This is a genomic window from Bacillus mycoides (genome assembly GCF_000832605.1).
Lineage (GTDB): Bacteria > Bacillota > Bacilli > Bacillales > Bacillaceae_G > Bacillus_A > Bacillus_A mycoides.
This window is the reverse complement of sequence record NZ_CP009692.1, coordinates 3,326,977-3,347,472: the sequence shown is the minus strand read 5'-3', so window position 1 is coordinate 3,347,472 and position 20,496 is coordinate 3,326,977. Positions and strand designations below refer to the sequence as shown.

15 protein-coding genes are annotated in these 20,496 nt (G+C 32.2%); 8 read left to right on the top strand and 7 right to left on the bottom strand.

Annotated features, from left to right (window positions below; all coding sequences use genetic code 11):
• The first annotated feature begins 105 nt into the window (after positions 1 to 105).
• Positions 106 to 2,799, top strand: a complete 2,694-nt coding sequence (mgtA, locus tag BG05_RS19110; protein ID WP_033733986.1) for a magnesium-translocating P-type ATPase — start codon at positions 106 to 108, stop codon at positions 2,797 to 2,799.
• Between the two features lie 638 nt (positions 2,800 to 3,437).
• Here mgtA and BG05_RS19105 read toward each other — a convergent pair.
• From BG05_RS19105 to BG05_RS19090, 4 genes are all read right to left on the bottom strand, one after another.
• Positions 3,438 to 4,565, bottom strand: coding sequence for a Ger(x)C family spore germination protein (locus BG05_RS19105; RefSeq protein WP_016127000.1), 1,128 nt, complete (start codon positions 4,563 to 4,565; stop codon positions 3,438 to 3,440).
• Complete coding sequence (locus tag BG05_RS19100) at positions 4,562 to 5,665, bottom strand: GerAB/ArcD/ProY family transporter (protein ID WP_016127001.1); 1,104 nt, start codon at positions 5,663 to 5,665, stop codon at positions 4,562 to 4,564. Before BG05_RS19100 ends, BG05_RS19105 begins: the two co-directional genes overlap by 4 nt.
• Positions 5,652 to 7,160, bottom strand: coding sequence for a spore germination protein (locus tag BG05_RS19095; protein ID WP_002185801.1), 1,509 nt, complete (start codon positions 7,158 to 7,160; stop codon positions 5,652 to 5,654). Before BG05_RS19095 ends, BG05_RS19100 begins: the two co-directional genes overlap by 14 nt.
• Positions 7,161 to 8,010: 850 nt before the next feature.
• Positions 8,011 to 9,054 (bottom strand): Fic family protein, encoded by a 1,044-nt coding sequence (locus BG05_RS19090; RefSeq protein ID WP_002016992.1) that lies wholly within the window; start codon positions 9,052 to 9,054, stop codon positions 8,011 to 8,013.
• A 1,067-nt stretch (positions 9,055 to 10,121) separates the two neighbouring features.
• On the opposite strand from BG05_RS19090, the gene BG05_RS19085 reads away from it, so the two are divergent.
• Positions 10,122 to 10,349: a helix-turn-helix domain-containing protein gene (locus BG05_RS19085; RefSeq protein ID WP_373688956.1), complete on the top strand. Its 228-nt coding sequence runs from the start codon at positions 10,122 to 10,124 to the stop codon at positions 10,347 to 10,349.
• Positions 10,350 to 10,560: 211 nt separating this feature from the next.
• Here BG05_RS19085 and BG05_RS19080 read toward each other — a convergent pair whose 3' ends face one another.
• The gene (locus BG05_RS19080) at positions 10,561 to 11,688 is read right to left on the bottom strand and encodes an alpha/beta fold hydrolase (protein ID WP_003189347.1); all 1,128 of its coding nucleotides are present in this window, start codon (positions 11,686 to 11,688) and stop codon (positions 10,561 to 10,563) included.
• A 147-nt stretch (positions 11,689 to 11,835) separates the two neighbouring features.
• On the opposite strand from BG05_RS19080, the gene BG05_RS19075 reads away from it, so the two are divergent.
• Positions 11,836 to 12,411 (top strand): TetR/AcrR family transcriptional regulator, encoded by a 576-nt coding sequence (locus tag BG05_RS19075; protein WP_002085457.1) that lies wholly within the window; start codon positions 11,836 to 11,838, stop codon positions 12,409 to 12,411.
• Between the two features lie 289 nt (positions 12,412 to 12,700).
• Positions 12,701 to 14,077: a lytic polysaccharide monooxygenase gene (locus tag BG05_RS19070; RefSeq protein WP_002168344.1), complete on the top strand. Its 1,377-nt coding sequence runs from the start codon at positions 12,701 to 12,703 to the stop codon at positions 14,075 to 14,077.
• A 153-nt stretch (positions 14,078 to 14,230) separates the two neighbouring features.
• Here the strand turns inward: BG05_RS19070 and BG05_RS19065 are convergent, their stop codons facing one another.
• Positions 14,231 to 15,646 carry a phosphatidylinositol-specific phospholipase C gene (locus BG05_RS19065; protein WP_002127484.1) on the bottom strand — a complete coding sequence of 472 codons (1,416 nt, stop codon included), beginning with the start codon at positions 15,644 to 15,646 and terminating at the stop codon, positions 14,231 to 14,233.
• A gap of 421 nt (positions 15,647 to 16,067) precedes the next feature.
• Positions 16,068 to 16,637, bottom strand: coding sequence for a hypothetical protein (locus BG05_RS19060; protein WP_003189353.1), 570 nt, complete (start codon positions 16,635 to 16,637; stop codon positions 16,068 to 16,070).
• A gap of 600 nt (positions 16,638 to 17,237) precedes the next feature.
• Between BG05_RS19060 and BG05_RS19055 the strand changes: the two genes are divergently transcribed.
• From BG05_RS19055 to BG05_RS19040, 4 genes are all read left to right on the top strand, one after another.
• The gene (locus tag BG05_RS19055; RefSeq protein WP_002032218.1) at positions 17,238 to 18,080 is read left to right on the top strand and encodes a metallophosphoesterase; all 843 of its coding nucleotides are present in this window, start codon (positions 17,238 to 17,240) and stop codon (positions 18,078 to 18,080) included.
• Positions 18,081 to 18,296: 216 nt separating this feature from the next.
• A complete protein-coding gene (locus tag BG05_RS19050) occupies positions 18,297 to 18,548 on the top strand; it encodes a hypothetical protein (RefSeq protein WP_002017002.1) in 252 nt (83 codons plus the stop codon).
• A gap of 184 nt (positions 18,549 to 18,732) precedes the next feature.
• Entirely contained in the window at positions 18,733 to 19,458 is a 726-nt protein-coding gene (locus BG05_RS19045) for an ABC transporter ATP-binding protein (RefSeq protein ID WP_003189355.1), read from the top strand.
• The gene (locus BG05_RS19040) at positions 19,455 to 20,474 is read left to right on the top strand and encodes an ABC transporter permease (protein WP_002127488.1); all 1,020 of its coding nucleotides are present in this window, start codon (positions 19,455 to 19,457) and stop codon (positions 20,472 to 20,474) included. The genes BG05_RS19045 and BG05_RS19040 overlap by 4 nt, the downstream gene beginning before the upstream one ends.
• Positions 20,475 to 20,496 lie beyond the last annotated feature (22 nt).

Genomic DNA, 20,496 nt, shown 5'->3' with positions numbered 1-20,496 from the left:
GCACTTCTAAATTTGATTAAAAATTCAGGGTGATTATAAAAATATAGCTTTAAAATTATATTTTGAAAAAACAGGGGGATTTTATTTAATGGGTAGGAGGTTAAGTTGTTGCGATCTAATAAAAAAAAATCTTTTTATAATCAGGAAGTACTAGGAAAAAATTATAAAATGCTAAGTGAAATTGCAAAAAGTGATGTTGAGTCGACGTTAGCTTTTTTTAAAACATCGTCTCATGGACTTTCTCAGGAAGAAGCTACTAAGCGGCTTGAAGTATATGGGGAAAATAAAGTGATTTATCAAAAAAGAATAAAATGGTATATAACATTATTTAATTCTTTTAGAAGTCCGTTTATTTCTCTTCTAATCATATTAGGGATGTTATCTTTTCTTACTAATGATATAAAGGGTACTATTATTGTAGGGATTATGGTGGCTGTAAGTGTGTTAATTCGGTTCATACAAGAAATTCGTTCTCAGAAGTCTATAGAAAAATTAAAAAATCTTGTATATGGAAAGGTAACTGCTCTCAGGGGGGGAGATGTTTTATATAAGGAAAATAAGAGGGCGGTATTAGAAGAAAGTGGAAAGGTACAAGTTGCTCTTGAGAATCTTGTACCAGGGGATATTATAGAATTATCTGCCGGGAATATTGTACCTGCAGATGTACGAATCATCTCATCGGAAAATTTACTTGTAAATCAATCATCACTAACAGGGGAAGCATTACCCATTGTTAAAACAAATCAGTATTTCCATATGTACAAAAAACGTAAAATTAGAAAAATCCAAAATTTGATCGAATTGGAAAATCTCTGTTTTATGGGAACTCATATTATAAGTGGTACCGCAAAAGCAATAGTTGTGGGTACTGGAACAGACACTTACTTTGGTTCAATAGCAAAGAATCAGTTTAAACTGAACAAGAAATCTGATTCTAGATTCGATAAAGGGGTAAGCAAAGTTAGCTGGCTATTAATTAAATTTATGATTATCATGACACCTATTGTTATGATAATACATGGATTTATAAATGGGAATTGGTATGAGGCATTTTTATTCGCTTTAGCTGTAGCGATTGGACTTACTCCAGAGATGCTTCCAATGATTGTGACCGCTAATTTGGCTAAAGGTTCTATTAATATGAGTAAAAAGAAGGTACTTGTAAAACAACTATCTTCTATCCATAATCTTGGAGCTATGGATATTCTCTGTACCGATAAAACAGGCACATTGACAGAAGATAAAATGGACCTGGTATGCCATACAGATACTAATGGAGAGAAGTCGGATGAGGTTTTGAAATTAGCGTATTTAAATGGCTACTTTCATACAGCATATAAAAATGAAATTGATCTATCGGTTATGCGTTATGTAAGAGATAGTAGTGAATATGATATATCTCAATACTCAAAAATAGATGAATGCCCATTTGATTTTAATCGAAGACGAGTTTCAGTTGTTGTAGAAACAAATGCTAACGAACGAATAATGCTATGTAAAGGTGCTGTTAGAGAAGTTATATCAATTTGTAGTTATATAAAAGAAAATAATAAGATAATTCCTATTACAGATGAAATCCAACGTAAAAATAAACACTTAATTGAACTCTGGCAGGAACGGGGGATGCGTGTTGTTGCAGTTGCATATAAGCAGTTAAAGAGTGATAAAGTGGGGAGTTACTCTATTGATGATGAATCAGATATGATACTTGTTGGATATGTTGGTTTTTCAAATCCACCCAAACAATCGGCTATGGCTGCACTTCATACTCTACAAAAGAAAGGGGTACAAGTGAAAATTTTAACTGGTGATAATGAGTCCGTGACAAGAAATGTATGTAGGAAAATGGGCTTGTATATAGGAGAACCAGTACTGGGTTATGAAATTGATAGTCTTCCTGATAAAGCATTAGTAAAACTTGCAAGTAAAACAAGTGTGTTCGCAAAATTAAATCCTAGTCAAAAATTTCGTATTATTAAGGCACTTCAAATGAATGGCCATACAGTTGGATTTATGGGGGATGGAATTAACGATGTGTTTGCTTTAAAACAGTCTGACGTTGGTGTATCTATCCATACAGCAGATGATATCGTTAAAGAGTGTTCAGATATTATACTTATAGAAAAGAATTTACATGTATTAGAAGATGCTATTGTGGAAGGGCGGACAACGTTTGGAAATATACTGAAGTATATTAAGATGACAGCAAGTTCAAATTTTGGAAATGTATTAAGTTTATTAATTGCTAGTGCATTTCTTCCTTTTCTTCCAATGCTACCAATTCAAATATTATGTCAAAACTTACTATATAATCTATCCCAACTTTCAATTCCGTGGGATAAAGTAGACAATGAATTTTTAGTAAAACCAAGAAGTTGGGATACAAAAGATTTATTTCGTTTTATTATTTTTATTGGGCCGGTAAGTAGCGTTTTTGATATAATCATTTTTATCGTAATGTGGAATATATTTGGTGCAAATATTCCTGAAATGCAATCCTTATTTCAAACGGGTTGGTTCGTAGTAGGGTTACTAACACAATTATTAATTGTGCATATGATTCGTACTCAACATATTCCTTTTCTACAAAGTACGGCTGCTAGACCTGTTTTGATACTTACAGGTTTAGTTATGATTATAGGGATTTCCCTTCCATTTACCAGGTTAAGTACCCAAATTGGCTTAACTCCACTTCCGTTGTATTATTTCCCGTGGTTATTTGGAATTTTAACAATATATGCTCTAGTTACTGAAATTATAAAGAAAATATACATCAGGAAGTTTAATCGATGGCTGTGAACTACTCGCCACTTAGCAAAGCTTGAAGTGGGAGCTTCTCAGTTCCACGATGAAAGCAACCTTTCGTCTCCCTGAGCGTTACTTCGGGGTGTTCCATCCCTAGATGTCCAACGCTTGGACGCTCTTTTGGTACGGTTGATATTTTACGCAGGAACCGAATGGCTTGGTTTTCGCACTCTATCTTCTTCCTGCAACCTCATATATCAAGTTATCAAAGAACTTCATATAGCTAGTTTATCAAAAGCTTTTGGCTATGCCAAACCGAAATTCCTCTCCCACCTACCGTTGGGCTACGCCCTTCACACGCTTGAGGAAGGAGAATTATTTCGGGGAATTCGTTAAAACTAAAACATTTTGTTGAAGTTCATTGTACGTTGAAAAGGCGGAGTCTCTTTGGAGACTTCGCCTTTTCGGTATATCATGAATTACAGGAATTACTAGTAGCCTCATAATATTTCCTCATATATTCATGCCTCTGTTTATCTCTTGAGAAACTTTGCACCAGAACCATATATACCCTAGAAACACATGTTTCCCTACAAGAAAGGTGAATTCATCTTCCACTTAACTTATTGGTGCTATGCACCTTCACACAAATTGAGGGGGAAGGTTTCTTGGCTAAAAATAATCTAGATAGTTTAATTTCTAATTGTTCCTGTATCTTTTATTTTAACGTGTGTATTCACACGTATTTTAGCTTTTGAAAAAGCGCGCAACCAATCTTCTTTTACCTTTTTCCATTCTTTATATTGAAAAGCTCTAGCGTGTAATGATAAACCAATTGGATCAATTTTATTTCTCTGCATATCCTGTAACATGCCTTGTAATTTTTTATTGAACTCTTCCTGGATTTCATGTTCCAATCTACCTATATTCTTATTACCATGTAAACGAGTTTTAGTTAAGTTTCCGTTGGTTTTTTCAATTAAGGATACATCCATACTTACATCTATATTAAAAATAAATTTACCTTTTTGGAAATCAACACTAATTTTTCTCTTTGCATTTTGTACGAAAACAGACGCATTTGGCTTTTTATCAGATTTTTTTGGAGAAAGAACAAGGTGTAGTATCATCCGACCTGTATTTTTTGACTTATTAATAAGGTTGAAAAACTTCACATCGGTTTTAGGAATCTTCGTTAAGTACTTTCCTTGATGATTTAAAAATGCAATTCCTACCGTATCAATTTCATTATTTGTTTTCTTGATAATGGGAACAGTTTGCGTCATTCCCTGTTCATTTTTTTCTCTCATTAATTGTTGAATTGTAGAAGAGACGGATTGATTATTTTGAATTGAAGACTCGATTACACCATTTATATAAGATGGAAGTGATGGCTTATCAGGCCTATTAACTTTAAACATATCTTCTGCCGGTCCATCAACAAGCACTACTTTAGCATTAATGGTAGCGTAAGGATCACGGTAAGATGAATCGAGCGCCTGTATCCAATTTTCTTCTTGTGCTAATTTATCCCCAATTAAAATAACTTCAGCTTTGGATGATGTCACATACCCTGTTAATTTCGTATCCATTTTGCTAAATCCATCATATATGGTTGACGCCTGAACCCAATGCTCTACAGTACTGCTTTGCTGTTTATGATGAAAGAGTGGTATGCTTGTGCCCACTTTTATGTTTCCATTAGAAGTACTATCTAAGCCGATTAAAAGGATTAAAGAAACTTTTTCAAGAGGAATTCTCTGACCACAACCAATTAAACATACACAACAGATTACAATCCATATCCATTTTCGAATCAAAGCTGTTTCCTCCTAGTAAACCAAGTAAAAACAATGCTGTAAGCGAAAAAGAAGATTGGTAATAGAATAAAGAAAAGGATATTTAAGATATCCATAAGAGAATATATAAATAAATATTGATCCACATCGGGATTTAGAAAAACGAATAAGCCGACTATTAAAAGCATAAAACCAACCAGCACCCAATTGCGAACGGTTTTTTGAAATAAAATGGTCACAGATTCGAAACTGAAAAATAAATACGGATATATTGTAGTGGAAAATACAATCAAATAGTAAGCGATATATAAAATTTCTAATCGTTCTATGAAAGAAAAACGAACTCCTTTTAACAGATGAAATACTGGCCAAATTACGTCTTTTATCCCCTCCGGACTAAAGTATATATAAGAAAGAATAGTCACATATAGATAGAAAAACATGGTTCCAGTATTCGCTATTAGTATTCCTTTTATGGCTTTTTGTTTTTTTTGTAAGAACGGATAAATAAAATATGCAATTTCTAAGCCCGCATAAGGAGTAATGGTTTCTTTTGTTGCCTTTACAATAGGGTATAAGCCATCTTTAAAAATAGGTAGTAGGTGTAAAGGATTGTAGTTACTCTTTAGTGAAAAAAGAAGAAATAGTGGCATCCAAGTAGTGAAGAAGAAAACAAGCATAGAATAACTAGTAAGAGCCCTTAACCCACTCAGGGCTAAAATAATAAAAGGCAATAGTAATAATATGGAGATTTGATAAGCAGGAGTGGAGGGGAATATCCACACTTTTATAATATCAGTTGCCTTTAATAAAGTATTAAAACCAGCAAAAAATAGATAAAAGGCATATAAAAGAAGAAAAATTGTTCCTAGCCATTTACCAAAGTATGCATTTAAGATCTGAGAGAAATTTTTGTTAGGATTTTTTTGTAACATTAATATAATAATTACGCCAATTATAGAAGTAATTATCCATCCCAGAATGATAGAAATCCAGCCGTCTGTACCAGCGGTAGTGGCAAGAGGGCTTGGCATAATTAGCATACCTGATGCTAGTTGCAGTGAATGAATGAAAACAATATATTCGAATGAAGTTATGTTTTGGAATTTAAGATTCCCCATGTGAACCACCTTCTTTTTTCTTTCTTTGTTTCGGCTGTCCTGTACTCGAGCGGGTGGTGATCATAGAAATTGGAAATCTTACAAAAGAATCTTTTAACTCTTGGAGACGAAATGGTGCAATTGGCAATCCATATGGTGAACCATAGGAAGTTAGTGAAACAAAATGAGCAAATAAGAGCATTAATCCACTAACAATACCTACAATTCCAAAAAAGTAGGCAAATAACATCATTGGAAAACGAATAAGCCGAATACAACTTGATAAATCATAATTAGAAACAACAAATGATGCAATGGCAGTAATAGACACGATAATAACCATAACATTACTCACAAGCCCTGCTTGAACAGCTGCTTGTCCAATTACAATACCTCCAACAATTCCAATGGTTTGTCCAATTGGTTGTGGTAGACGAATACCAGCTTCACGAAGCATTTCTAATGTGATTTCCATAATAAATGCTTCTAGTAAAGGCGAGAAAGGGACTTTAATTCTTGACGTTGCAATAGAAGTATATAGATCTAAAGGAATGATTTCAAAGTGGAATGAAACCATTGCAATATATATTGCGGGTAAAAATATAGCTATAATAAATCCTAAAAATCGTAATAAGCGAAAAGATGATGCAATCAGCCAATGTACATTATAATCATCGGGAGTCTGAAAAAATCCAATTAAATTCATTGGAACGATCATTGCACCAGGAGATCTATCAATTAACACTGCTACTTTACCATCAAGAATATGATTAGAAATAGCATCTGGGCGTTCACTTAAATAAGCCTGTGGAAAGGGAGTCCAATTTTGATCTTTTGTAAAGTTGGACAATTCTCCTACGCTCAATACTGTATCAGTTTTAATTTTACAGATTCTTGTCTCCACTTCCTGTACCACATCTTCGTTAGCTACATCGCCTAAGTAAAGTAAATATACAAAAGTAGTGGCCCGTTCTCCGATTGTCATTTTTTTAATTTTCAATTCAGTAGAAGGAATATATCGACGAATCAGACCTATGTTTTTAGTGACATTCTCAATAAACCCATCATGAGAACCTTTAATGGTAACTTCTGAAATAGGTTCCTGAATTGATCTTTCTGCCCATCCCTTTGTATTAATGAGAAGGGCTTTCTTTTCTCCTTCCATAAACAGTACACATTGTCCCTCAAGTAATCCTTCTTTAATTTCATTCCACGTATATACTATTTTGGTATGAGTAGCAATAATATTAGAATTAAATATTTGACTGTCTTCATTCACTTCTTGTAATAATGGTGTAACAACATTTCCTTTTAATGCAACACCATCTGTAAGGCCTTCAAAATAATATAGTAAAATATTCGTGTTTGTTTTTAATTGCAAAGGATGTTCAATCAAATCTGCACTAATATCAAAGATGTTATCTAATGTATTTTTAAGTTCTTTTAAGTTACTTGTTTGGATTTTTTCAATGGTTTTATCTGTCTTTGTTTCTAGGGTCTTTTCATTTAAGGACAAAATTGACACCTCTTTAATATATAACGATTAGTTGTAGTTATTATTTTTATATGTTTGAATTTTATTCACTAATTTAAACGGATTGAGATCAAGAATAACTAAAATTGAAGTACTATATTATAAATTCAATAATTGAGAGTAAAAAAGTAGATGTAATTTGTGTAGAAATCTAAGTATCAAGATAGAAGTGAAATTTGAATGATTATAATAAAAAAGAACCCTTGATAGGTTCTTTTTAATAGTTGGTAAATATGTTGTCAACAATAGATGGCGATAAAGGTAGTAATTTAGATGTCTTTATGTTACTCAGCTGAATTTTGTAGGAAGAATTATTTTTTCATACCTCAATGCTCAATAAAAAAGGACATTTCATTTATTTGGGTGTTTTAGTGTATTTGAATTTTGCACGCTAACAAATTTTGTTTAGGGACAAAATGTGAAGTTTTATTCTGAAATAACAGAAAGTTAATGCGGCAAAATTCCTATTGGTAATTTGGATAGGTATCAAATATTTCTTTGGCCTTATTTTCTTGATATGACCGTACGTTTATATGTTTCTAAGGGAAAGAAATATTTTCATTTTTATTACCATCTATTGTTTGATTAAGATGGTAACACGAAAATGAAACGTTTACAACCAGAAAATAAAGAAAAAATATTAAAATGCGACTTTTTTCGACAAATATTCCTATAAAGCGTTTTGTGTTTTGTAGGAATTAGAAATAACTAAATTAGTAATAATAGCTTAATATATTAAAGTGAGATTCAATGAATAAGAGTCCAAAGGCATGAATTTAAATGATAAAGTTATAATTTTCTTTTTTGAACTGTAAGTGTTTTACAAGTATAGTTAAACTTTAATCCAACTAGCATTTCTTCCTTTTGTCACTAGCTTAATATGGCCAAACAATTGCAAGGAATTCAAAGCCTTACTGATTGTACTCTCTGCTATGTCGGGATATGTGTTACGAATACACTCCTTAGTAAAGGGTTGTTTTTGTTTAAGGATAAAATCCTGAATTCTCTCCACTTTAGTATGCTTACATATAGAATCTAGAACTGTATTATGAAGATCTTTGTACGCCTCTAATATAATAGTTAAAAACGTTTTTAACCAAAAGCTACTATTATGTTCCTCGCAGTACCAATTTACCGAAGATTTATAAATCGAATTGTAATATTCAGATTCATTTTTCTTAATGTATTTATCCAGACATACATATTTTACAAATGTATTTCCACTCTTAATTAATAGCAATTGCATTAACATAAGTGCCAATCTGCCGTTACCCTGATTAAAAGGGACTATGCAATAAAAATTAAATATAAAACGAGCTATTAATAAAAGTGAATGATGGCCCTTACTAGAATTTAATGAGTTATATTGATCACATAATTGTTCCATTACTTGTGGAATAAGCTCATGTGGAAGAATGCGGTAACTATTTAAGTGCATTCCGTTTTCAGGAATACCTGGAATAGTAAACGGTTTTTCGCGCCATTTGGCACTGTCAGAGGTAATGTAATGTATTAATTGAAAATGTAATTCCTGTATAGTCTCTGGATTGATTAATAAATCACAGGAATTCTTATGTACAAAAGTAAGTGTTTGATAAAAACAAAAGATAGCATCTTCCGAAATATTTTGAGGTACTATATCATCTAAAATAAGTTCTTTTAATCTTTTATTTGGGACTTTTATATCTTCATAGGTAGTAGTAAAGTTTTTTATGTAATGAAGTGGTATGGTTTTTTCTAAGCTAGTAAATATATCAGGATTTTGTTCCTGATAAGCAGCTAATTTTCCTTTTAATTCACTAATTTCACTGATTATATTTAATAGTCTCCTTTTTAATTCAATATTTTTATACTTGTCATCGAAAAAATTTCTCATTTTTATTCCCCCTGTAACCCCTTAACATGCTGTTACATAAATCTTTCCATTCTAAAGATAGTTTACAACATTATTTTGAAATAACAATATATTTATTTTGATTTTGAACTTATTTTAGAATCAAAATTGTTATTTAAATTTGATTAACGAGTTAGAACTTATGATTAATCATGTTTGAATAAAGAATGAATATACACAGATAGAAAATATAGTTTGACGTAAATTCCTTTTTATGAATTTACGAGATGAAAATATAATTTTAGAATTATTATTAGTGTAGTTTGCTGTATTATTGCTGGGAATTTACTAGAAAGTAACTAATTTTCACAAATAAAATAAAGAAATCTTAAAGAGGAATCAATAGGATCTAATTTGAATAGGCATAATCCTAACACTAAATGTGCAAATGTACAATAATTAAATGAAAAAAATATGAAAATATCGACTTTTTTCGACAAAATAAATTAAATAGAAAAACAATCTAATGTAAGAAAATTGTTGCTTTAGATGGTCTCTGCATTTCATAAATTAATATTGAAGGAATTATCAAATGATTTTTACGAGTAATAAAAGAGTAGATATATAAATTAAATTGTGACAATTATAAAGTTAGTATTCTCCATTTTCATTATTTAATTTAACAAATTTAATAATATTAAGGTGACTTTCTATATTTAATATAAGTATTTGATGGGGTATGCTCATAAAAAGTGTCATTTTCTATATATCCATGTAGCATTTAGCGCTTGTATTGCGAAATATTTTGACATAAGTTAATTTAAATATTAGGTACAGAAACATTTTAAGGAAAAGAGTCAGTATAAAAGTACCCTGAAAAACGTTTCACCCTAAAAACGTTTTTCCTCAAGAGATTTTCAGGAGCACTAAAGTTTTTTAATTTGTTTCTGTGCCTTATTAGATAAAAATAATATAATAAGTTGTTTAGAAAAGGTGAAAAAATTTTCGAACTCATATCACTAACTCCGTATGGTCTAGTTAAAGTAGGAATTTAAAGAAAAGGGCTAGCTCTAGTTATAATTAGTGCAGTTAATAGGGGGGCTACTCAAATTTTTTTGTTAGATTTAGTAATAATAATTATAAACGAGTTAATTCAGTATAAAAAATGTAATGTTACACAATTGACGAAGCTTTTAAAAATTCCACAATCCACTGTTTCCCAACATTTATCGAAAATGAGGGGGAAGGTGCTAAAGGCTGAAAAAAAGGGTTTAGAGATGTACTATTATATTACTAATCTAAAGGCGAGTCAGATTGTTGGAATTTTAGGTTTGTAAATAAACAAAACTTCACATATTTCATTATAAGTAAAACGCAGAATAATCCCCCACAAATACGTGGGGGATTTCTTTTATGAAAATAATATCAGTCTTTTTGAGGAGTGACACGATGGTCACCATGAACACTATAAGAAGGGCAAGAATGTCACCATGTTCTAATGTGCTAATAAAAGAAAAATTTTGAAAGTGCTAAAACGCTTCATATTTCTCAATATAATTTATGTCGCAAAAATCTTTTAATTTCATCAAAAGCTAAGTGACGATGACCAGCCTGACAATGTTGTTCACCACCAGTTTTCTTAGTGAAAACTACAGAAGTGATGGAGGCTGCATTACATAGCTCCGATTCGATTTGCGGTAATCGGCTAATTGGAACGTACTGATCGTCTTCACCAGCCAGGAGCAATACTTCTTGATTTATGAACTGACCGATTCCTGCCATCGTATGTTTTTCAAAGTTTTTAAGTAAGTTAAATGGCGTTTTTTCACCTGTATTTTCCATACCTTTTTTAACTTTCCAGTTCAGGTCGATGCTGGTGGCCATCATTTGTTTAAACATGGTATTAATTTTGTCAGCTTCATTAGTAGCCAGAAGCGTGGTCAATTTATTCCAGATATTATCCGGCATGCGCATCTTGAGTGCATCAAGGCCACTATAAAAAATATTAAAGGCGATGACTTTGTCGATTCGTTTTTCAAAAGCGGCGGCACGCATTGCCAAGTAGCCGCCCCAAGAAGCTCCGAGAATACTAGCACGGTCAAGTTTGAAATAGTCAATGACTGTGGAAACGGGCTTCTCCCAGTTGTGGATGAATTTTAAGCCGTTTTTCAGTGCTGTTCCTTGTCCAGGTCCATCAAAAACTATAATATTATAATTGATTCCTATGAGGTAGTTCATCATCTTCATCATTTCCTCCATGTAGGAATCGTAGCCTCCAAAGAAAAGTAGTGTATTACATGCGCCTGGTGTCATGAATTTGATTGCAGGAAGATAGGAATCTTCATAAGGAATTTGATAGGTTTCATACTCAAAGTCATGAAAGCTCTTATAAAAAGTTTCACGGTATTTTTGGTACACTTTTTCTTTTTTTGGATCGGATGATTCCATATAAAACTCGGCAGCCTGATAATAAACCGAAGCCAGATCGAAGTCTTTCTGATGCTCCCGCATTGCTGCATATTCTATCCAAGTGTTATACCAGCTGTCCGTGTCTGTAAGTCTTGGGATGATGGCTTGCAAATCCTGATTTGCCCGCTCATCGTCTTGATAGAAATCGTTGAAAAAACGGTTAATTTGCAAATTGAACTGTTCGTTGTTTACATACTGTTTAAACATAAAATCCCTCCTTATATTTGACTACAAGGTAAGGATAAGAGAAGTATATTAAAGAAACAACAAGCAGGAAAGGGTAAGAAGTACGAAATCGAACCATAAGGATATAAATGGTTTGATAAGCAACTTTGGGAAGGAGATTGATTATTAATGGGAGAGGATGTTCGCGTTTATAAAACGAAGAAAAATATTTCTAATACACTTATTACCCTCTTGAACGAAAAAGAGTTTGGGCGAATTACAACTAAAGATATTTGCATACATGCTATGGTGAGTAAGTCCACATTTTACAGCCATTTTGCAGATAAATATGATCTTTTGGAAAAATTAGTGCAAAATTATGTCTGCTGGTTCAAGGAAGAAATTGAATTTCGTTTCGCATTAATAGAGAATGGAAATGTGGCTCAAGCTATTAATATGATAACCGATAAGATCTCAGCGCGAAAAAAAGAGGTTGCAACTTTACTCCATGTACGTGTTCCCTCAGCGGATTTACGTTTAGAATTAGAATCCATTTTATATAATGCCTGCTATTCCTATTTGAAAGAGCAGCAGGTTGAAGTAAGTGTGCCGATTGACTTTGTAGCTCAGTTGTATACAGCAAACGCAATGGTGTCAATCAATTGGTCGCTGAGCAACGATAAAAATCCAGATGTGGTTGAACTAATCGATAATATGCAGGGATATGTTTTTGATCTGATTTTGTCAGGTGGCGAGAGAATGTAATAAATCATGAAACCTGCTTAATAATGTAGTTATCGTGTGGGGGTGTGGTTGTAAAAAATTAAGTAATCGATATTTGGATTTTTTGTGAATCTTTATTGGTTTTTTATAAACTCTTTACTACATAATGTTACAAAATAGAATTAATTTGCTTAATTTATCCCCATATCAGGTTAATAAATAAACTAAATGTGTTTATGTTATTGAACTATTAATATATTAGTAGGTGATTTGTTCGTTTATCCCTATATTGCTATTATATTAGCATAAACAATATATTGGGGGGACAAGTATGAATTTGAAATTAACATCTAAGTTAGAAAGATTAAGAAAAAGTAAAAAAGGAATTGGTGCTTGTGTTTTAGCTGCAGGGGTGACGGCAATTACAATGATTCCTCAAAGTGCATATGCACATGGGTTTGTTGAAAAGCCGAGTAGTCGTGCTGCTTTATGTAGTCAGAATTATGGAGCATTAAATTTAAATTGTGGAAATGTAATGTACGAACCTCAAAGTCTAGAAGCACCTAAAGGATTCCCAGATGGTGGACCGATTGATGGGAAAATCGCTTCGGCAGGAGGACTGTTTGGAGGGATTCTTGACCAACAAACATCAAATCGCTGGTTCAAAAACACAATAAAGGGGGGAGCAAATACATTTACATGGAAATACACAGCGGCACATTCTACAAGTAAATGGCATTATTACATTACCAAAAAGGGATGGGATCCTAATAAACCATTAACACGTGCTGAATTAGAACCAATTGGAACTGTGAAACATGACGGTTCGGCAGCATCAAATAATTTAACACATACAATTAATGTACCAACTGATCGCAATGGTTATCATGTTATTTTAGCTGTATGGGATGTAGCAGATACGTCAAATGCGTTTTATAATGTAATTGATGTAAATCTAGTAAATAATGAAGCTCCCGATACAGTAGCTCCAAGTCAACCAACTGGATTAAATGCGTCTAAAGTTTCTGCCAATAGTGTTGAACTAACATGGAAGGCCTCTACTGATAATATAGGTGTAAAAGAATATCAAGTGTTACGCAATGGAGAAGTAATTGATACGGTACCAGGTACAACTTTTATTGATAAAAAACTAAAAGCAAATACGGAATATACCTATACAATAAAGGCATTAGACTCTGCTGGAAATATATCAAAAGAAAGTGAAAAACTAAAGGTTAAGACAACAAATGCAATCCCAGATATAGAGGCTCCGACTCAACCTAAAGGATTACATAGTATGGGTACAACAGCGACAACTGTTGATTTGATGTGGAGTCCGTCTGAAGATAATGTAGGTGTTGACCATTATGTTGTATATAGAGAAAACGCAGGGGTTATGAATAAAATTGGGACAACGGATAATACATCCTTTGTGGATAAAAATTTAAAGGCAAATACATCGTACAAATATGTAGTGACAGCGGTTGATTTAGCTAGAAATGAGTCTAGTAGAAGTGATGTTTTAACTGTAGCAACAAAACTAGATGGCTCTACTTATGAAAAATGGGATGCAAGAAAAGCATACAATAAAGGTGATAAAGTAGTACATGAGGGAAAAGTGTATGAAGCGGTTCAAAGTTATCAAGGGAACGGCGATCCAAATTGGATTTTTGCACTATCGATTTGGAAGCCAGTTTTAAATAAATGATAAGTGGAAAAGGGTAGTTATCACTTATTCTATGTGCAATACCGGAACAGGGGTGCAATTTTTACTCTTCATCCCAATATATACGAAATGAAATTATTAAAGAACCCCAATGGTATTCCATCAAAAAGGAATTCCATTGGGGTTCTTTATTTTTTAATTTGTAATAGCGTATATTTTCACTGTAAATTTGTTAGTGGCACCAAGTGGGCTTGCAATATAATATTTAGTATTCGTATAAGCTTCAGTCCTAGATCCATGTGAAATATTTTTCCAACGAATAGAATCTGTACCTAGGGAAACATCAATCATTACATTGAAAGAAATAGTAGAAGGATGATCTTTTTCTGAAGGCTCAATAATCCATTTTAATTCCTTAGTACCTACAGGTAAACTATCAATTTTAAAGTTTTGACTGGATCGATTTTTTTGACCGGATAAAGGACTAGATTCGGAAGAAATTTGCGAAATTAATATTTCTTTTTCATTCGAATGTATACCATTTAATTTAATGATACTATCAATTAAACCTGGTCCAGGAAAATCAGCTGCAATGATACCAGTATGTTTCATTCCACCTTGTTGTAAGAACTCAGTTCCAAGTGTATTCATTCCACCATAAAATACTTGACCATTTATATCACGAGGGAAATCTTCCCACGCATTAGTTGTAGCTTTTTGAATCATCTTGGGGTTACTATCAGTATTTCTGCTCTCTTTACCACTTGCAACAAACCAAGGATAAACATTATTTAATAATGCAGCAGCACCACCTGTGCCACTAAAATGGTTAAGATAGATTTTATCATTATTAAAATTATTATTTGCATTTTGAAGGTGGGTTTTCACCGCATTCCATTTTTCATACATTCCGTCGGGTCCGTTTTCAATTTCAAATGTATCTTGTATATTTAAGCTATCGTAATTAATACCATATTGCTGAGAGGCTGTAAAGTTTTGTAAGATTACAATTTTCCCTCGGATGTCTCCTAGAGTAGGATTATTTCTTTTTGAAGTTGGTACAGAACTCGGATCCCAAAAATAGGAAGAATTAAGGTCTTTGTATTTATTAAGTATTTCCTCGAATGATAGTGAGCCACTTTCAGGAGTAGTTTCTTCTTTTAAGCGCATTAAAATTGTTTCTGTAGGATGATCTTTTAAAAATTGAATTGCCTCTTTTAATACATCTTCAAACATTGCTTTTTGATTTACAATCCCATGGTACATTGCAAAAGAATCTTTTACACGTTTAACACGCATATCTACATATCGAATTCCGGAATTTAATTGTTGTGGTAGACTCATAGTTTGATTTCTTGTCAAATTTTCATCAAGAAAACTTGCTCCATGTAAAGCCATTGTACCGTGAGTCCCTGGAATAGATATTTCACTCAATTTTGTTGAATCTGCTACTTTCGACATCCATGCTGGGTTTTGATAGCCTATATTGGATTCATAGGAATAACCTGGATGACTATCAGCAAAAATAGTAGATGGTGTACTTAAACTTGCTAGTGTGAAACAAGTAAGGATACTAATTTTAAAAAAATTCCTCATTTTTATTTTGTTCATTTTATCTCTCCTGACTTTTAAACAATAGATATAATAAAACAAGATGATTTTTTACTACATCTATTGTTTTCATTCTTAAAGTAATGAATTTTTGTGTTTGAAAAAATCAAAATAGGGTAGGAAGTTATTTGAGATTTTAATAGTTTGTTGTAATAAATTGTATCTAATAGTCAAACGGATTCTTAAAGAATTGAAGCATAGATGGGTAAAAAACAAACTTTCCGCTGTACTGTATACAAACAAAACAGAAGTCTTAAAAAAGACTTCTATTTTGTGACATATAATGAATGATAAGGTGGTTAACAAATCAAGATAATGTGACTGAGTGGTAAAAATCTATTTATAGCTGTTTCAGAATTTCTTATAACAAGGCTACTTAGGAAAAGTGGATCTCTACAATGCTAATAAAAATTTAAAAATTCTATTCATTAAAACTTAAACTAACTACAGTTGCGATAGATTGGGCTGCATGTTCCCAGCTTCCATCTATAACTTTCCCAATTTGTTGACCAAGTGCATTTAAATCATTTGGATTTACTGGGATCCCATTATACGCAGCAAGAATTGATAAAAGTGGAGCAGTAAATGGTGTCCAACCACCTCTATCAATATTAAATACAGGCTTATCTATTACCTTTCCATCTTGCACTGTAAACTCATAATAAAATTGATCATCTGGACGAAAACTTAAATGATGAGAAATTTGTCCCTTAACATATGTTTTACCGCCACCTAAATTTACTACTTCAATTGGTTTTACATTAAATTCATGCTCAAATACTTTAATTTTTTTAACTTCTGGACCATTTAAGGCAGCTTTAACTGCTGTTTCCAAATTATTTTGTGCAAATGGTTGAATACTCATCTGTATCTCTTCTTGTTGGATAGGAGCCTCTTTTTCAGCAGCAAACACCGATGTACTTGGTAGTGCACCTGTAGCCAATGTAGCTGCAAGTGCTGTCGTCATCATGATTTTTCTTTTCATCTTCATAGTTTTCTTCCTCCCTTAAAGTTATGATATATAATTTTTTAAAGACTGACATGGGGCAATATTTTATTTCATAATGCACGCAAAAAAATAGTTTAAGAATTATGTGAAATTATGTCAGAAAATTAAAGTTAATTATATATGCACTTACAATGATAGCTATCTACACATGTTTTTTCAATTTTCTAATAAATAATACAGTAATACCTTTTCATAAGGCAATTTAGTGTTTCAATTCTCTCTTTGTACGTTTTAAACAAATTAAAATCGTAGTGGTAATAATATATTTGTAATCAAATGTCGTATATACTTCGAGAAAAGTACACAATATTTTTATAAAAAACTATAGGAATTATCATGATATAGTTATCAAACGAAGTAAGATAAATGTTAATATTATGAAGAGATTCCAGTGATCTGCTATAAAGTTACTGAGAAATGAGCATGACATCATACACGCATGCGATTGAAAAATTTTATAAGTGGCGTATAAAACTATAACAAATACTACAAATCAATTAAAAAATTTCAGTTATTCTGAATGCGAAGGGCACGTAATATTTATTGTGAACTGTAGTACTGATTAAGATTTTAGGAGGAAGTATGAACAAGAAGATTAAAAGAATCATATTAATTATTGGTATATTAGTAGGCATTAGTATCTTTTTATATTTACAAAACAATTTAATAAGTATAACTGAGGTTAAAATAACCTCTAGTAAAATTCCCTCTTCTTTTAAAGGATATAAAATACTACAAATTTCAGATTTACATAATAAAAAATTTGGTGATAATCAAGACGTTTTAATTCAAAAAGTAAAAAGCATAAATCCAGATATTATTGCTATTACGGGTGATTTAATAGACAGTAAATCGTACGATGCAGAAATGAGTATGCAAGTAATACGAGAACTTGTGAAGGAATATCCGGTATATTTTGTGACAGGAAATCATGAAAAATGGTCAGGGAAATATAACAGTTTAGAAAAAAAATTAAAGAAACAGCATGTCACTGTTTTAAGAAATGAACATGTAATAATACAAAAGGGAGGACACGAAATAAACTTGTTAGGAATTGATGATCCGGAATTTAATACTGGAGATATTGATGAAGGAAGTATTGTAAAAGATGCAATTGTAAAAGCAAAAATTGAAACGCTGCCAGATAGGTATAATGTATTATTATCCCATAGGCCTGAATTTTTAGAAGCATATGCTGATGAGCAAGTAGATTTAGTGTTATCGGGTCATGCACATGGGGGGCAAGTTCGGTTACCTTTTATCGGGGGATTAGTTGCTCCTAATCAAGGAATACTGCCCAAATATACAGCGGGTTTATATGAACAACAAAATACGTCTATGATAGTTAGTAGAGGATTAGGCAATAGTATCATTCCGCAAAGAGTTTTTAATAGACCTGAGATTGTAGTCGTGCAGTTAAATTAATCTGTACGGCTTTTTTGTTCAGGAGAATAATTTAAAGGTAGTTTTTCTTGAGTACAAGTTTCCATTACAATTTTGTTAAAATTTTTCAACGTTACATAAAGTAACAAAATTTGACCTATTGAGTTTGTTATAGTGTAAATAATCAAAAAACTTAAAAATTAGTCGAGTTAAAATAGTTATTATTAAGCAATATTAAAAATATAAAGGGGTGTACAAATGCATAAAGAATTTGAAATTGAAGAATATACGGCGATTGAGGAGCAAATTCATTATTATAGTACGTCTTTATTAGTAAGTCATCCTGAGCAAATTGTAAAGTATTTAGAAAAACGGTTGGAAAAGTATGCAGAAACGTTACAATATGCACATTTATATCCGGAAACGGTTATATTACCAATACAGCAAATAGTTATCGAATATTCATTAGATGTTGCTAGAATTAGAAGGTATTTAAATTTAAAAACATAACAAAAATCAAATAATTTACAATGAAACAGAGTCGACTTTAAGAAAAGATATTCTAATGTCGACTCTGTTTCATTGATTTAGTAAATAACAGAAAAAATATATGTTTGAAAAGTTTGACATATAATAATTCGAGAGTAAAATAAAAGTGAGTACTCACTCATTTTAAAGAAAAGGGGGATTTTTAGTGCAGCAACCTTCAATTATTTTACGAGATGTATCAAAAAAATTTGGGAAAAAAGAAGTTTTGCATAACCTTTCGCTGCAAGTAGAAAAAGCAGAAATTTTTGGCTTGGTTGGACCTTCCGGATCAGGGAAAACAACACTCATTAAAATGATTGCAGGTATTAATGAGTCAACTACAGGGGATGTAATTGTTTTTAATACAAACATGCCTAATCTAAATGAAATGAAAAGAATTGGTTATATGGCTCAGGCTGATGCATTATACGAAGAACTATCGGCATATGAAAATGCAGATTTTATTGCAACGATGTATGGGTTAAAAGGTAAGCGTAAGAAAGAGAGAATCGTAGAAGTTTTTGAATTTTTGCAATTATCAGATCATGTGAAAAAGCAAGTACAGCATTTTTCAGGTGGAATGAAAAAACGTTTATCATTGGCGATAGCACTCCTTCATGAACCAGAAATATTAATTTTAGATGAGCCAACAGTTGGGATAGATCCTCTACTTCGAAAATCGATTTGGGAGAAGTTTTATGACCTTAAAAAGAAAGGAACAACTATTATTGTAACAACGCACATTATGGATGAAGCTGAGTTTTGCGAACGTCTAGGGCTAATTAGAGAAGGGAATTTAGTTGCGATTGGCACACCGGAGGAATTGAAAAAACAAACATCTTCTGGACGAATTGAAGATGTCTTTATGTTAGAAGGAGTGATTGAATCATGAGAGTTAATGGTGTAGTCATCCGTATCATTCGTCAATTTTTTCGAGATAAGCGTTCTTTAGCAATGATGTTTGGGGCACCAATGTTATTACTTTGGTTATTATCGCTAATATTTACACAAAAAGACTATATACCGCATATTGCTGTAGTCGATGTACCTGCTCCTATAGTAAAAGCAATGAAAAATCAAGAAGCATCAATTTATGAATATAGTAAAGACAAAGCAATTTCGGAATTAGAAAAGCAAAAGGTAGATGCAGTAATTCATTTAGAAAATGGAAAAATGAATCTTCTATTAGAAGGCAGTGATTCATCAAAAAACCGTGCAGTACTTCAAGTATTGCAAAAGAGTACAGAGAAGAATAATGTATCAATGATGAAGCCTGAAGTGGATTATTTACATGGCTCTAAAGACATTACGATGTTCGATGGGCTTGGTCCCGTATTAATTGGTTTCTTTACATTTTTCTTTGTATTTATATTGTCCGGAGTATCTTTTGTAAGAGAACGTTTAAGTGGTACATTAGAGAGGTTATTGTCCACACCAGTGAGAAGATGGGAAATAGTTTTAGGATATATTATTGGTTTTGGAATCTTTGCACTTATACAATCTATTATAATTGTAAGTTTTTCAGTTTATATTTTAGATTTATATGTAGCTGGCTCAATATGGCTAACGCTACTTATAACATGTATGCTTTCTTTAACTGCACTAACATTAGGCACATTTTTATCGGCATACGCAAATAATGAATTTCAAATGATTCAATTTATACCGCTTGTTATCGTGCCACAAGTCTTCTTTTCTGGGTTGTTTCCAATGGAATCCATGAATACATGGTTACAAATGTTAGGTAAATTATTTCCACTCACATATGGTGCTGACGCTATGAGACAAGTAATGATTCGGAATCAAGGGTTTACAGAGATTGCATTAGATCTTACTGTATTACTACTTTTTTCACTATTATTTGCAGTAGGAAATGTATTTGCATTAAAGAAACATCGCAAAATATAATGATGATAAAAAGGAGCACAAT